The organism is Microscilla marina ATCC 23134, assembly GCF_000169175.1.
GTDB classification, from domain to species: Bacteria; Bacteroidota; Bacteroidia; order Cytophagales; family Microscillaceae; genus Microscilla; species Microscilla marina.
Map to the genome: position 1 here is coordinate 23,848 of NZ_AAWS01000038.1, position 16,055 is coordinate 39,902.

Below are 16,055 nucleotides of genomic sequence, written 5' to 3' on the forward strand. Positions count from 1 at the left end.
ACCTCATTATTTTTTTACTGCCATAATAGACGCCCAATGCTTGGTATCTTTCCAGCATTTAAACCCTTCTTGACTTACTATGTCTATAGCTTTTTGTACAAATTCGTCTTCGTGCAATTCTATATTCATTGCCTGTACTTTTTGCATCCAGCTTAGGTCATCACTTTCCAGTATATTTTTTTCGGCACCTTCAATATCCATCTTCATATAGTCTACCTTATCTAGCGAGTGGGTGGCCAAGATGTCGCTCAGGCTGATAGAAGGCATTTCTTTGGTAGCAATTTGAGTATTTTCGGTAATGGCATACGCATCAGTATCTGCATTGTCTGCATACTGTATAGTGCCAGTGTTTGTCCATACGGCCTTATTGGTAATGATTACCCCAGGTAGGTCAGCACAATTTTTTTTGCAGGTTTCAAAGTTTTGCTCATCCATTTCAAATCCAAAAACCTTGCTCTGGGGGTACAGGTGTTTAAAGTGACGTATGGTGAGCCCAATGTTGGCGCCTAGGTCTAATATCACAGCATCAGCAGGTAATTCAACAGGAGGGAGGTGGTACTGGTGATAAAACACATATTTTATTACACTTCGGTCTATAGCATTATTACTACGTATAGTCACTCCTTCATTATCTAAGGTTTTAATGTGTAATTGGATGTCATCATTCCCCGTCTTATCAAAGTATTTTTTTCTTTCTTTGAATGGTAAAATTTTAAAAAGGATATAATTCTCTAATAAGTAATTTGTAACCGGCAAAAGTGCTTTTTTGAAGCTATTCATCTTAAGGTGTTTTTCTTGAAAATATGAAGGCTACGTTAGCCTGGGTAGTGAATGAAAATAAAAGGAAACTGTGTACCTCATACGATCTCTTTAATTGTCTTATACATCAGTATAAGCAAGAGAATTGTGCAAAAGTAATAAGTTTAAATCTTTTTGATCAATTTAATTTTGATATGTTTGAGTTTATCTCCTTTCTATTAAATAAACACGCTTGTTTTAAAGTGGCTATTTCCGTGTTTTATAAGGCAAATGCCCAGCGAAATCAGAATCACCAGTTTTGTGAGTCTCTATGCTTATAAGAGCTTGTTGGGATTTTGTTTTTGCCAGTAAACCTTCTACTTTTGCTGCGTTTAAGGGCTCATCTCTAGTTTTTGTTTTGCCTAATGGCAAACAAAATGAGTGAGTTCTGAACCTTGCTCCCCTTTGGTTTAGCATAAAGCGGGTATAGGTTTGTTTACCATAGAGTTGCAACAGAAAATGCATAATGTGGTTTTACCTTTGTATTCTAATTCAACAAACATAGCATAGTCTCCGATGAGCATCAAAAAAATATTACCAGACTTAGCCATTATCTTTTTCTTTTTTATCCTAAGTGCCATTTATAATTATCCGGAGTTATCAGGAGAAAAGCTGCCTCAAAATGATGTGCTGCAAGCTCAGGGAGCATCTAAAGAACTGAGAGACTACAAAACAAAAACGGGTAAAGTGGGGCTTTGGACAAATAGCATGTTTAGTGGAATGCCTGCAAATATGGTATACTCTGAGCGTCCTAATAGCTTACCTCTTTGGTTGGGGCGTGCACTGCACTATAGTTTAATGCCTTTCACTATCAATACAGTGTTTATGTTATTGGTCACCTCTTTTTTGGCATTTCTCATCTTGGGCTTCGATCGATGGATAGGCGTGTTAGGGGCCATAGGAATTGTGTTTGCTTCTTATAACTTTATTAATATAGACGCTGGGCACGTGTCCAAACTTGTGGCTCAATCGTATGGTTTTCCATTGATTGCCTCAGTGATCATCACCTTTAGGGGTAAGTACTTGTTAGGAGGGGTATTGACCGCGTTGTTTGCTGGGTTGGAGCTATACAGTAACCACGTGCAAATTACCTACTATATATTCATTATTTTGCTTATTATAAGTCTGTATGAGTTCATAAGAGCCTTTCAAGCCAAGCAGGTCAAAGAATTTATGATAGGCGCGTTGGTATTATTAATTGCCGGAGGCATTGCCTTTGGTTCTAATGCTTCTTTGCTAGTGCCCAATTACGAGTACTCCAAGCAAACCATTCGTGGTCCGTCAGAACTGACCACTAACGACCAAACCAAGGGAGGGGGACTTGATATAAAATACGCCTTTCAGTGGAGCTATGGCAAAATGGAAAGTTTTACTGTGTTGGTGCCCAACTTTTATGGTGGAGCATCGGGCGGAGAACTGAGCAAAAAATCTAATATGTATGAAACCCTCACCCGAAGAGGGGTACAAGGCAGACAGGCAGAGCAGTTTGTAAAACAACAACCCTTGTACTGGGGCGACATGCCATTTACTTCAGGGCCTGCCTATTATGGTGCCATTATCTGTTTCTTATTTGTTTTTAGTCTTATTGTTGCCAAAAACAGCTTTAAGTGGTGGTTATTAGGCATTGTTGTGTTTTTATTGCTTCTATCATGGGGGCGCAACTTGACCTGGTTTAATGACTTCTTCTTTTATAATGTGCCGCTTTATAATAAGTTCAGGGCAGTAAATATGCTCTTCTCTTTGATCAATATTTTTATGGTGTGGGGCATTGCTTTGGGGTTAAAAGACATATTCAACGGAGAATTCAAGGGCAAAGACCTGATCAAGCCATTGGGTTATAGTGTAGCTATTGTAGGAGGGCTGGCAGCTGTTTTTGCGTTGTTAGGTGGTGGCTTATTCAGCTTTGAGGCTGCTGGAGATCAAAAATACCTGGAACAACTTGAAAAAATGACCGGAAGCAAAGGGTTTGCTATGGATTTGCTTAGTGCGCTGCAAGCCGACCGTGCTAGTTTGCTAAAAGCCGATGCGTTGCGCTCATTGATATTTATTTTATTAGCCGCAGGAGTCTTGTGGGCATTTTTTACCGAGAAAATTAAAAAAGAATATGCTTTGGTAGCGGTTACTTTGCTTATATTGGTTGACTTATGGGGGGTAAACAAGCGTTATTTGAACACTAAAAGTTTTAAAAAACCACGCAATGCAGAAGCTGCCAAAAAGCCTCAGCCTTACGACCTTGAAATTTTGCAAAAAGCGCAAAAAGATCCACATTACCGAGTGCTAAATACTGCCAAAAGCCCAATGAATGATGCTACCACTTCTTTCCATCACAAGTCTATTGGGGGATATCATGGTGCCAAATTGCGCCGCTACCAAGAGCTTGCTGACGCCCACTTTACCCGCAACATGACTTCTACTTATATGTTGAGAACGACCCAAGGTAAGTTAAGGCAACACAACCCCAACGATAGCAACAACGTGTCAATATTGAGCATGTTAAATATGAGGTTTTTGGTAGACAATGGGGGCAAAGTGTTTGAAAACACCAATGCAATGGGGCATGCCTGGTTTGTAGATAGCTACAAAGTAGTCAATAGTTCAGATGAAGAATTGGCTTTGCTTACCAAGTTTGACCCTAAGAAAATAGCTTTTATCAATCCTAAATATGCTAAAGAAGTACAAGGGCTTACCATCAAACCTGATAATAATGCTACCATCAAACTTTTGTCTTATGCCCCTGATGTAATGAAATATGAAGCCAATGTGGGCAGCAAACAGTTGGCGGTTTTTTCTGAGATTTTTTATGACAATGGAGCGCGTTGGGTCGCCTATATCGATGGCAAGCCTGTGTCACACCTTAGGGTAAACTATGTGCTCAGGGCGTTGGTAGTACCAGCAGGTAAGCATACAATAGAGTTTCGTTTTATTTCTAAAACTCTTGCCATAAGCGAAAGCATTGCTTTAATTTCATCTATATTGCTGCTACTGGGCATAGCAGGGGCAATTGGTTTGTATTTTAAGAAACAAAAGACTGAATCGAAGCCAGAGTAGAGCTAATACTCATATAAAAAGGGTGTATCACAAATTTGTGATACACCCTTTTTTAATATATACTTGACCCAATGCACTCACTATACCATCAATTAAGTTTGCCAAATACTTTTAGCTTCTTTTACTGTGGCTAAGGTAAAGCAAAATTGTGCAGAGCGAAGCCCAAATAAGACGGTGCACCCTGCAATTAAATCCCGGTTATGTTGGAATATAAGCTCAGCTTTATTTACTCCCAATAAAAAAGTAAACATCTTTAATTTACAATGGGTTAGCCTTCTGTAATCAGTGTGCCTTTGTTTACAAACTTAAAAGCATCAACATAGCCCTTAATTACCGTGTGTACATTAATTTCATTTTGTATAATGCCCAGCGAGTTTTGCCCCATCACCTTAATTTTGTCTGGGTCGGAAAGCAATATCCGGATTTGCTGGGTAAGGTCATCTACATTGTCGTTTTCGAAAAATCTACCATTGTAGTCTTCTCTTAAAAGCTTTTTCTCGGTACCATCGCATTCTGAGCAAATCACTGCCTTATCAAAACACATGGCATCGTTGATACTTAAGCCACCCACCCCCGCCAGCACATATACACTGGAGTCGAGCAGGTACCTGCCTAGCTCTTTGGTTTCATGAATAGGTCCCGTAAAGGTAGTATTTGCCTCAAGCCCGGCTTCTTTTACCTGAGCTTTTAGGTTGTCTTCTTCGGGACCACCTCCCACTATTACCAGTTCTATTTCAGAAAACTCAGGTTTTAAACGCCTTACTGCTTCCACAAGCAAGTGTACCTTTTTCCATTTAACCAAGCGCCCTACATGAATAAGACGGTAAGGGTTAGGAGCAAGCAACGGAGGTTCTTTGAGCAACTGTTCTCTTACGTTCAGAATATAGTCGGTATCGGGCGAATTGTAAATAATATGGATACGTTCTTTTGGTACCCCGTAGCTTTCGAATATTTCGTAAGCTTCTTCTATATAATCTACATGAGCATCTACCCAGTTGAAATATTTTTTGCGTAAGTATGCCAAAAACTTAAACTTGATATAAAACAACAGCCCGGAGGTTTTTTTCTGATCATCTTCCAGGTTTTCGTCTACAAAGCCCTTGCCTGATGCATAATACTTGATGGTATCCTGGTATTTAGGCATTTTATAAGGAATGTCCTTATGAATAAGCTTTATATTTTGTTTTTTGAGCAGCTTTCGCAAAGCAGGACTGAACAAAAAGCCCAAAAAGTAAGGCCAGCCAATCACTATAGCTTGGGGCTGTTCTTCTTTAATAGTTTGCTTGATGTCTTTAAAAAACGGTTTCTTGTAAAAAGCTTTGTATTCTTTCAGACGAATGACTTTAAAGTTGATGCCTTTGTTAGTTTCATATACTCCTTTGCCCAAGCTTTGCCCGTCTTTTTTGGGGACTATTACAGATATTTCCAGTTCAGGTATATCGTTGAGCTTGTTTAGTATTTTATTGTAATAATGAGGCAGCCCTCCAAACAGGAATAATACTTTCATAAAAAGATTAAAATTAATTTATGTACCTAGTGCATTAGGCACTAAGTTACTCACATATTATTTGGCGTCCCCGAATCAAGTTCGGCTCACAGCTCCGAGCTTGTTCTCGGGGGACTGTGAGCTTTTGCCCCTGACTTCCTCGTAAAAAAGTTAGATAGCTAAGGTTCCGATATGCATCGGAATTCAAAAAGCGAACTATCCGCCATTTTCACGACTCGTCAGAAAACAAAACCAAGCTTTTCGCGAGCTCAACGTAGTTAATTCATCCAAATTAATAGGCAACTTATTTAATTCCTAATGGACTAGACAGTTGCCAAGGCAATAAAAGATGGTTGAGCAACTGTTATGTACTACCATAGAAACACAGCACATCCAGACAAAATATTTTATGGCTTTCATTATATATATGGATAATGAGTCCTGCAAGGGGATTAGTTATGAAGAAACCCACAAAAATCCAGTACCAAAGCCTTTGATTCAGACAACTGTTCTTTTAAAAAATTAAACTTTTGGTGAGCTACTAAAAACACAATAATATCGGCTTTTTGCATAGCAGTGCTTGTCGAGGTAAGCGTTTTGCCCTTTGCCAAGGTTTCTATATTGGGTTCTACTAACAGAATATCTGGTTCGGTGTTCTGCAACATTTCAGCAATGTATTTGGCAGGCGATTCTCTCAAATCGTCGATATTGGGCTTAAAAGCAAGACCCATGCAGGCAATTACAGGCTTATGTTTATTATCAAGCTCGAACTGCAAAGCTGTATTTTTTATTTTTTCGATGACCCATTCGGTCTTATAATTATTAATGTTTCGTGCCTGAGCAATTATTTGGGCCTCTTTGGGGTAAGCGTTTACAATAAACCAAGGGTCAACCGCAATACAATGCCCACCCACACCCGGACCAGGCTGCAAAATGTTAACCCTTGGGTGGCGATTTGCAAGCTCTATAAGCTCCCAAACATTAATTTGAGCTTGTTCGCAAATCATTGATAACTCATTGGCGAAAGCAATATTTACATCACGCGAAGAGTTTTCTACCAGTTTGCACATTTCGGCGGTACGGGCATTTGTTCTGTGCAGAGTACCTTTTACAAACAACTGGTAAAACTTGCAGGCCTTGAGGGTTGATTCTTCATTTATTCCCCCAATTACTCGGTCGTTTCTTTCCAGTTCATAAATGATTTTACCTGGCAGTACCCTTTCTGGGCAATAGGCAAAATAGATTTTACTGGCAAGTTCAGGGCGTTTTGCCTTAATAAATTCAAACATTTTTTCGGTAGTACCTACTGGGCTGGTTGATTCTATAATTACAAGATCACCTTCTTTGAGCAAAGGAGTGATATTTTCGATCACTGCTTTTATATAAGACAAATCGGGCACATGATTGTCCTTAAAAGGAGTAGGCACTGCAATAAGGTAAACATCTGCCGGGGTGGCTTTAGTGCTGGCTTTCAGGTAGCCCTTTTCTACTGTATACTTTACTAAACCCTCTAAGTCGGGTTCTATAATATGTATTTCACCTTTGTTTACTGTTTCTATTACCTGTGCGTTAATGTCGACACCTGTTACCTGTATTTTTCGGCTGGCAATAAGTGCGGCAGTAGGCAAACCAATATAGCCCAGCCCCATCATGGTTACTTGTACGCTTTTATCCATTAATATTCTCTTCTACTGTTAATAAAATGTCGAGCACTTGTTTGCTGGTTGTGCCGTCTCCATAAGGATTTACTGCCTGAGACATTGTCTGATAATGACTTGCATCTGACAAAAGTTTTTGAGTTTCTGTCACAATTACCTCGCGATTGGTGCCTACCAGTTTGGCGGTACCTGCTTCTATACCTTCTACCCTTTCGGTTACGTCGCGCATCACCAGCACTGGCTTGCCCAAGGCAGGAGCTTCTTCCTGAATACCCCCTGAATCGGTCAGCACCATGTACGACTGGTTCAAGAGCCATATCAAATCGGCGTAGTTGAGGGGTTCGGTCAGGTGAATATTTTTAACTCCAGAAAGTGTTTGATTTACTACACTTCTCACGTTGGGGTTGAGGTGTACTGGGTATACTATTTCTACGTCAGGATGCCCCTGGGCAATTTCCAGTATGGCATTGGTTAAGTTCTGAAAAGGCTTGCCAAAACTTTCGCGTCGGTGTCCGGTTACCAGTATAACCCTTTTATCGAAATTAATGTGCGAAAAAAGTGCGGAATGCTGGGGTGAGGGGGTATTTTTTAAAATATCCAAACCCAGAAACAAAGCGTCCGTTACGGTATTGCCTACCACAAAAATATTGTCTTTATACCCTTCTGTCTCCAAGTTATTTTTTGCTTTGGCAGTAGGTGCAAAGTGATAATCAGCTATTTTGCCGGTAAGCCCCCGATTTATTTCTTCCGGAAAGGGAGAGTATTTGTTAAAGCTTCGAAGCCCAGCTTCTATGTGGGCAACTTTTATTTTTTTATAAAAAGCTGCCAGGGCTCCAACAAAACAAGTGGTAGTATCGCCTTGTACAAACACTAAATCTGGTTTTTCGGTGTCTAACACACCTTCCAGTCCTTTGAGGGCTTTGGCAGTAATATCAAATAGTGTTTGATTGGGTGACATCAGGTTGAGGTCGTAGTCAGGTGTAATATTAAAAAACTCAAGTACCTGATCCAACATTTCCCGGTGCTGGGCAGTAATGCATATCTTAGTGTTGATGGCAGTATGCTTTTTAAACTCATGAATCAGAGGAGCCATTTTGATTGCCTCAGGTCGTGTTCCAAAAATAAATAATACTTTCATTAAAAAAGATCCTGAAAAGTTATCACAATAATCCACAATGATTAGTCTACAGCACTGGCAAACCCAAAAGTCTTAAGGCTCTGTTTTACAGAGCTTTGGCTTATAGTTGCCATATTTATAAATCCCGTGTAGTGGGTCTCAATACATCAGTTCAAGATAGAATTTGGTTTGAATGACTACCTTGTTGAAAAAACTGTGGAGTATTGTGGTTAAGAATGCGCAAATATATAAACAAAGACTGTAGATTACACTATTGCGGTCAATTTGTATAAGCATAGCCAGGTGAGTAATATTTAAATTTAAAACAGAGGGTGTTTCAAACATGTTTTGCTTGTATTGAGACAATATTCTTATGTTGATACTGCTGGATTTAGCTTGATAAATAGCACTCTGGATACTACATAAGTAAAGCACTGTTTTCGCTTCCCTGAATCAAATTTGGGACTTATGCCTTTTGCTATCAGAAAAAATATGAAGATTGCATTTAGCAGCCAAATTAGCCTTTAATAAATAAGCAACAACTACAATAGGTGCAGTTGTATGAGCCATTATATTGAGTAGAGTTAAATATTGAAACAGTTGTTTGGTCTATAAAACAGAGAAGTACAAGTGTTATGCGCAGCAGAGGGAGCTATGCCCCAAAAAGCAATTTCCTTAAAACCATTGGCTGTTAAAGTCATTTTTCCAGATGTATAATTATCTCTTTCAGAGTTGTCAAGTATGATTATCCCATTATCGGCAATAGAGTGAAGCGATTCTTTGATGGACTCATTTCTTTTGCGACCATCTACAATAATTACCTGGTACTTATCGCCAGATGTCCTGACGCTTTTTTCGTAGCTGTCGTCATCTTCCAGTTTCTTGAGCATTAGTTGAGCATTTTGAGGTATTTGTGCTTTAATTTGATTAAACCAACCTTCATGATGTTCTACCGATGTAACCCTTTTTACCCGCTGGGCATACCATATTGTAGAGTTCCCACAACCAAACTCAAATATGTCCATATCTTTGTTAAGTCTGGTCTCAAGAAATTTAATGAAAGGATAATTTAGCCAAGGAATAGGCTTGGAGTTTTTGTCTACAGATTGTTTTTTGTGGTAACTTACAAACCAACCATCGTCTTTCAAACCACTTTGTAAGTGTAAATTGATAGCCCCACCAACGCCAATAAAATTCAGCAACTTCCAAACTATATTTTTTAATCCTCGCATCTAAATATTTTTGTATAGAAAAACAAAACGCAAATTTAGAAACATTAATTTATCTAAAAAATGTACATAATAGATTAAAATTTATTTTCTTCATTTGTATCAGGTCAGGCTATTGGCAATATATACTTGCCAATGAGACATTTCCAAGAAACAAGGCACCCTCCTTTGTTTTTATTATCCCTTGTATTGCCAATTACTCAGACAAAAGTACTTACGATATATTTTTTATGTGCTGTTTTCACGTAGGAAGAATAAGAAGGAATACCTGAAAATATTGAAGCTTGCTCTGGTATTTTTTTATATTTGTTTATCTACAGACAAAAATAGGCTTACCTACCCTATGTTTGTAGCATAAGCGCAGGTTGAAGGTATTGTTTGAGTAGACCTTAGGTAACAATGAATAAAAACTTTGAAACAATGTGCTAGAGCATTGTATAAAAAAGAATTAATACCCAAAGCACTGGTGCCATATACTAACAATCTCTCACTTAATTGAACTTGAATGATGAAAATGTTAAAAAAAGTGGTAATAATAAATATACTCGTGTTTTTTATACAAGTATGTACCACCCAAAGCAGTCAGGCACCCAGCAAAGCAACTTTTAAAAGCTTTGATGTAAGCTATGCTTCCGCTGGAGTAGATGTTTCGAAAGAAGAAAACGTATCGTTTAAAAACGGCACTAATATCAAAGTACCAGTCAATGCTTTTGTAGACGCCAGTGGTGCTACTGTAAAAGGAAAGGTAAATATCGAGTACCGTGAATTAAAAAATGCCTCTGAGATTGTTGCAAGTGGTATTCCTACCAACTATGCCAATGATAAAAAACAACAGTTTGAAACTGAAGGAGTGATAGAAGTACGAGCCAAAAGTAATGGTAAACAAGTATATTTGGCAAAAAATAAAACCATAGAAGTAAAGCTACCCAAAGAAGTAGCTGCTGGGCAAAACCTGTATTATTTGGAAGAAGGCGGTGGCAAAAGTAGTTCGCTGTTGCATAACCCTTTTATATCGCAGGCATACGCCCAATCAGAAAATGACAAACGCCGTTGGGTGTTGGTACATCAAGGCGTTGCCAGCCCTGGAGGAACCCCCCCGGCTAATCGTACCGATACTACCCCTACAACAAATATCCGCAAAAAAGAAAGTTTTAAGTTAAAGCTTAACCTGTCAGCTTCGCCCGAATTGGCAAAGTATAGAAACACCCGCTGGGCATTTGCCGGAAAAAACGAGGCACAAAACCCTACTACTGAGGCTAATCAATGGGTATTGAATGAAACCTGGGACAGAATGGAGTTGGTACAAGCCTTATTTGCTCCCAATGTAGTGCTCAAAGGTCACCAAAAGGCAGTAGCTACGGCAGTTTTTTCGCCCAATGGCAGTTATCTGGTAACAGCATCAAGCGATAAAACAGCGAAGGTTTGGTCGGTTACTGGTCGTTTGATTGCCACATTACGTGGACACAAAGATTTTATCAGAACTGCAGTTTTTTCTAAGAACAACCAATACATTGTGACGGCTTCGGGCGACAATACAGCCAAAATATGGTCTACCCGTGGACAGTTACTACATACCCTGAGTGGACACACAAACAGTGTTTATTCAGCAAGCTTTTCGCCCGATGGGAAAAAAGTCATTACGGGGTCGGAAGATGGTACCGCGAAAATATGGTCATTTGATGGAAAGTTGCTCAAAACCCTGACAGGACACCGCAAAGCAGTATATTCTACTGAGTTTTCGCCCAATGGCAAGTATGTATTGACTGCCTCAGCAGATAAAACAGCCAAGGTGTGGTCCTTGGATGGTAAGATCATTCGTGACCTCAAACGTCATCGCCGGGCTATTTTTTCAGCAAGGTTTTCACCCAATGGCTCTAAAATAGTAACAGCGTCAGCAGATCGTACAGCACGTATTTGGTCATTTACAGGCAGGCAATTACACCGCCTGAAAGGACATCGCAAGGCGGTATATGCGGCTACATTTTCGCCTAATGGACAATATATTCTGACAGCGTCAGAAGATAACACTGCCAAACTTTGGGATGTACAAGGTACTAAAGTATCTACCCTAAAGAGTGAAAACAGTCCTTTTTCTTATGCAGTTTTTTCACCTAATGGACGCTACATTCTTACAGCGTCGAAAGATAATACTGCCAAACTGTGGACTAAACCCGATCTGGCGGCTAACACGCCTTATCAACTGGAATTGTCGAATAACCAAAAGGTTTTTCAAACCACCATTAAGATCTTACCTGCTACCACTCAGGAAACCGCCAGTGTAGAAAGAGGTGACACCAGCAATACTGATGTTGTGACTACCCCTATACAAAAAAGCACTGAGGAGGTGGTTGTAACAGGCAAAACCATTAAAGTAAATAGGTGTGGTTATTATAGCTTTGCCCGTCCCATACGTGATAAAAACACGATTACAATGAGAGCTCAGTTTAAAGTAGATGGCAAAAAGTTGAACAATGCCACTATTTATCTTATAAGCGGCAAAAATGATAAGGTAGTCACTAAGTTTGGTAAATATGAGTGGCGTAACTTCAGGTTTAATCCTGGCGAACGTAACCAGATTTTGGCTATCTTACCCGACGATCGGGTGGCTACACTTGGTCGCAAAGACTTCAGTAAGATACCTGTACAACAAATAATAAAGAATAAAAAATATGTTTTTGACTTGAGCAAAAAATCTAAGGTCAAGTCTCTCAAGGTATTAAAACAATTGTTACAATAAATTTGTTCATTTAACTTTGCCCCTGATAAGCCTATGTATTTTTGGGCAGGCTAATTCATCATTCGGGTGATAGCATTATTAGTTTTAACCCATTCATTTGAATCACATATCACACAACTATGGATATTATCATTATTACCGGTCCTCCCTATTCAGGCAAAGGTACCCAGTGTCAGTTTTTGAAAGATACCTTCAACCTTGCTCACGTGTCAACAGGAGACCGAATAAGAGAAGAAAAGGAAAATAAAACTGAAGTAGGCAAGCTTATGAGCGAGTATGCCGACCGGGGCGAATTGGTGCCCGATGAGGTAATGAAAAATCTTTTTGGCAATGTTATAGATGAAAACTTAAACAAAGCCGGAATCATATTGGACGGTTACCCCCGCACTAAACCACAAGTAGATACCTTGCTGGAGTTGGCAAGCGAAAAAAATACGCCTATTACCCATGTGCTCAATATAGAAGTACCTACTGAAGAACTGCTCAAACGAGCAAAAAAGCGGGCAGCGACTTCTGACCGGGAAGACGACAAAAACGAGCAAACTCATCTCAAACGTATCAAGGTTTTTGAAGAGTCAACCAAGCCCGCCATTGAGTATTTGAAAAGTAAAGTAAATGTATTGAACATCAATGGTTTAGGTGATATTAAAGGCATTACTGAAACTATTTCCAATCATTTGGCTAGTAAAGCTTAAATACTTTGTTAAATACTTTCATCTAAAAAAGCTCGATTCAGACAATGTCTGGGTCGGGCTTTTGGTTTGTCATGAGGTTTACAGTAAGTGTCAAGATTTGATAAGTTTTTAATCAGCAAAGTCGCTTAAAACCTCATCGTTTCGAATGATCAGGTGCCTAACCAATAAACTATATAAGTTCTAAATTTAGCCCTGTTTCAGGTAGCCTTCATACAAGTGAAAAAAAGTAAAAAGTAATGAACAAAAAAATACTCAACCTTGCCATTCCCAACATTATCAGTAATGTATCGGTGCCACTGTTAAGTATGGTAGACCTGATGCTGATGGGACACCTGGAGTCTGAAGCTTATATTGGGGCTGTAGCTTTGGGTGGTATGATCTTCAATTTCATATTCTGGGGGTTAGGTTTTTTGCGTATGGGTACTACTGGGTTTACCGCCCAGGCCTTGGGCAATCGCAGGCTTGACGAATCCGTCATGACCCTGGTACGCGCCTTGGCGGTAGCTATGTTGGCAGCATTGATCATTTTGTTGTTGCAGGCACCTCTTGCTCATGTAAGTTTTATGCTTATTCAAGGCAGCAACGAAGTAGAACACATTGCCCGCTCTTACTTTTATATTCGCATTTATGCTGCTCCAGCCGCATTAGGTTTGTACGCCTTCAATGGTTGGTTTTTGGGTATGCAAAACGCCAAAGCACCTTTGTTTATCAGCGTACTGGTAAATGTGGCCAATATTGGACTCAACTATTTACTGGTAGTACGTTGGGGAATGAAAGCCGAAGGGGTGGCCTTAGGTACTGTCATTGCTCAGTACATGGGCTTTTTGGCAGCCATAGGTATTTTTTCCTGGCGCTACCGCAAACTATTTAAATATATTGTGCTGAAAAAGGCCTTTCAAAAAACCGACTTATGGATATTTTTTAAGGTCAACAACGATATTTTTATACGCACACTGGCACTTATTTCTACCTTTTCATTCTTTTATGCCGAGTCGGCTAAGTACGGCGATCAAATGCTGGCGGTTAATTCGCTTTTGATGCAGTTTTTATCATTGATGGCTTATGGAGTAGATGGATTTGCCTTTGCCGCAGAATCGTTGGTGGGTAAAGCTATAGGAGCCAAAGATGGTTCCCTGTTACACAAGAGTATCCGATATATTTTTCGCTGGGGCATTGGGTTGGCAGGAGTATTTTCGCTCACTTATTGGGTGGCAGGTGAGGCTGTACTAGCAATAATGACAGACAAAACCCAAGTGATTGCGCTGGCAGGTGAATTTATGCCTTGGGTAGTGTTGGCGCCTTTGGTCAATGCTTTTTGTTTTATCTGGGATGGTATTTATATAGGAGCTACTGCTTCTAAGGCCATGCGTAATACTACTATCATTGCTACCTTTGTGGTCTTTTTGCCAGTGTACTGTAGCACCCAATATTGGTGGCAAAACCACGGTTTGTGGTTTGCTTTTACTTTGTTTATGGCAACCAGAGGCATTGGGCTTGCCTGGCTTGCCAAACGGTACATTCGTATATATTAGCTCTATTTCGTTTGCCTTTGTTCGGTCAATGGCTTGCTTTGCGCCAATTTGTAATTCGTAATTCACTCACTCGTAATTTAAAAATACCTAAGGTTATTCAAAAAAGTTATACCTTTGTACATGTTAAATCGTGACATGCAATCTTAAAGCATGTTTTTGCCCCCAAAATTATGTTTGGGTGGGCGACAAAAAGCGCTTAGGCAAAGAAAAATATTTAAAATATGGCGATAATCAACGACATTTCAAGAACATTCAACGAGTTCCTGCTCATTCCAGGACTCACAAAAAAAGAGCATACTCCCGACAATATCGACTTGTCTACTCCTTTGGTAAAATTTAAAAAAGGAGAAGAAAGCGCGCTTAAGCTCAACATACCTTTTGTATCAGCTATTATGCAAGCGGTATCAGACGATAACCTGGCCATAGCCTTGGCAAAAAACGGGGGCTTATCGTTTATATTTGGTTCACAGCCTATAGAGTTGCAAGCTGCTATGATTTCAAGGGTAAAATCACACAAAGCTGGTTTTGTTAAGAGCCGCGCCAACCTTACCCCTGACTCTACCATTCAGGATGCCGTAGATTTGAAAGAAAAAAGCGGTTTTTCAACCTTTGGTGTCACTATCGATGGAAGCTCTAACGGCAAACTGTTGGGAGTAGTGACTGGACGTGACTTTCATCCGGAAAGAACCCCACGTGAGGGCAAAATAGCCGACTACATGACTCCTATTGACAAATTGATTGTGGGGCAAGTGGGCGTATCGCTTACCGAAGCCAACGAAATTATTTGGGACAAAAAACTGAACAGCTTACCTATTATCGACAAAGAAGGCAACCTGGACAGTTTTGTGTTTCGCAAAGACTATGACTCACACAAGTTGCACCCTTATGAGTTGCTCGATGACCATAAGAAGTTTTTGGTAGGTGCTGGTATCAATACCAGAGACTACAAAGAAAGAGTACCTAAGTTGCTCGAAGCTGGAGCCGATGTATTGTGTATCGACTCGTCGGATGGGTACTCTGAATGGCAATATGACACCATTCGCTATGTAAAAGATACTTTTGGCGACTCAGTAAAAATAGGTGCTGGAAATATTGTAGACAAAGAAGGGTTTAACTACCTGGCAGATGCCGGAGCCGACTTTATCAAGGTGGGCATTGGCGGAGGGTCTATTTGTATTACCCGTGAGCAAAAAGGGATTGGACGTGGGCAGGCTACATCAGTGATTGAAGTAGCGAAGGCACGCGATGAATATTTTGAAAAAACGGGCATATATATTCCTATTTGTACCGATGGGGGCACCGTGCAAGACTACCACATGGTATTGGCAATGGCTATGGGTGCCGATTTTATTATGATGGGAAGATACTTTGCTCGTTTTGACGAAAGCCCTACCAAAAAGGTGAAAATTGAAGGCAATTACTTCAAAGAGTATTGGGGAGAAGGCTCTAACCGGGCGCGTAACTGGCAACGTTACGATTCGGGGGGCAATAGTTCACTCAAGTTTGAGGAGGGGGTAGACAGCTACGTGCCTTATGCCGGAAAACTAAAAGATAATATGGATCGCACCATTGCCAAAATCAAGTCTACCATGTGTAGCTGTGGTTGTGCCAATCTGGACGAAATGAAACGCAACGCCAAAATCACGTTGGTATCGTCTACCAGCATTATAGAAGGTGGCGCTCACGATGTAGTAGTGAAGAGCGAAAAAACGAATGCTACTTGATAAAGTTTGAAAGGCCTAAGCCACCTTACCT

General features: G+C 40.0%; 10 protein-coding genes. 5 read left to right on the top strand and 5 right to left on the bottom strand.

Translation table 11 applies throughout. The features are described from left to right. Nucleotides 1–6: 6 nt before the first annotated feature. Nucleotides 7–780: an FkbM family methyltransferase gene (locus tag M23134_RS38940; protein WP_002701499.1), complete on the bottom strand. Its 774-nt coding sequence runs from the start codon at nt 778–780 to the stop codon at nt 7–9. A 534-nt stretch (nt 781–1,314) separates the two neighbouring features. Between M23134_RS38940 and M23134_RS26535 the strand changes: the two genes are divergently transcribed. Further along, nucleotides 1,315–3,846, top strand: a complete 2,532-nt coding sequence (locus M23134_RS26535) for a hypothetical protein (protein WP_002701505.1) — start codon at nt 1,315–1,317, stop codon at nt 3,844–3,846. A 268-nt stretch (nt 3,847–4,114) separates the two neighbouring features. On the opposite strand, the gene M23134_RS26540 is transcribed toward M23134_RS26535, so the two are convergent. The 4 genes from M23134_RS26540 to M23134_RS26555 form a co-directional block, all read right to left on the bottom strand. Continuing rightward, the gene (locus M23134_RS26540) at nt 4,115–5,353 is read right to left on the bottom strand and encodes a glycosyltransferase (protein WP_002701507.1); all 1,239 of its coding nucleotides are present in this window, start codon (nt 5,351–5,353) and stop codon (nt 4,115–4,117) included. 431 nt (nt 5,354–5,784) lie between these two features. Then, nucleotides 5,785–7,008: a UDP-N-acetyl-D-mannosamine dehydrogenase gene (gene wecC / locus M23134_RS26545; RefSeq protein WP_002701509.1), complete on the bottom strand. Its 1,224-nt coding sequence runs from the start codon at nt 7,006–7,008 to the stop codon at nt 5,785–5,787. After that, nucleotides 7,001–8,128 carry a non-hydrolyzing UDP-N-acetylglucosamine 2-epimerase gene (gene wecB / locus M23134_RS26550; RefSeq protein ID WP_002701511.1) on the bottom strand — a complete coding sequence of 376 codons (1,128 nt, stop codon included), beginning with the start codon at nt 8,126–8,128 and terminating at the stop codon, nt 7,001–7,003. Before wecB ends, wecC begins: the two co-directional genes overlap by 8 nt. A gap of 563 nt (nt 8,129–8,691) precedes the next feature. Next, nucleotides 8,692–9,339 carry a class I SAM-dependent methyltransferase gene (locus M23134_RS26555; RefSeq protein WP_002701512.1) on the bottom strand — a complete coding sequence of 216 codons (648 nt, stop codon included), beginning with the start codon at nt 9,337–9,339 and terminating at the stop codon, nt 8,692–8,694. A gap of 544 nt (nt 9,340–9,883) precedes the next feature. On the opposite strand from M23134_RS26555, the gene M23134_RS38945 reads away from it, so the two are divergent. The 4 genes from M23134_RS38945 (at nt 9,884) to M23134_RS26575 (ending at nt 16,024) form a co-directional block, all read left to right on the top strand. Beyond that, a complete protein-coding gene (locus M23134_RS38945; protein ID WP_198145097.1) occupies nt 9,884–12,073 on the top strand; it encodes a WD40 repeat domain-containing protein in 2,190 nt (729 codons plus the stop codon). Between the two features lie 119 nt (nt 12,074–12,192). Next, nucleotides 12,193–12,768: an adenylate kinase family protein gene (locus M23134_RS26565; RefSeq protein ID WP_002701519.1), complete on the top strand. Its 576-nt coding sequence runs from the start codon at nt 12,193–12,195 to the stop codon at nt 12,766–12,768. 236 nt (nt 12,769–13,004) lie between these two features. Beyond that, a complete protein-coding gene (locus M23134_RS26570; RefSeq protein WP_002701521.1) occupies nt 13,005–14,300 on the top strand; it encodes an MATE family efflux transporter in 1,296 nt (431 codons plus the stop codon). Between the two features lie 221 nt (nt 14,301–14,521). Then, nucleotides 14,522–16,024 carry an IMP dehydrogenase gene (locus M23134_RS26575; RefSeq protein ID WP_002701523.1) on the top strand — a complete coding sequence of 501 codons (1,503 nt, stop codon included), beginning with the start codon at nt 14,522–14,524 and terminating at the stop codon, nt 16,022–16,024. The last annotated feature ends 31 nt before the right edge of the window (nt 16,025–16,055 follow it).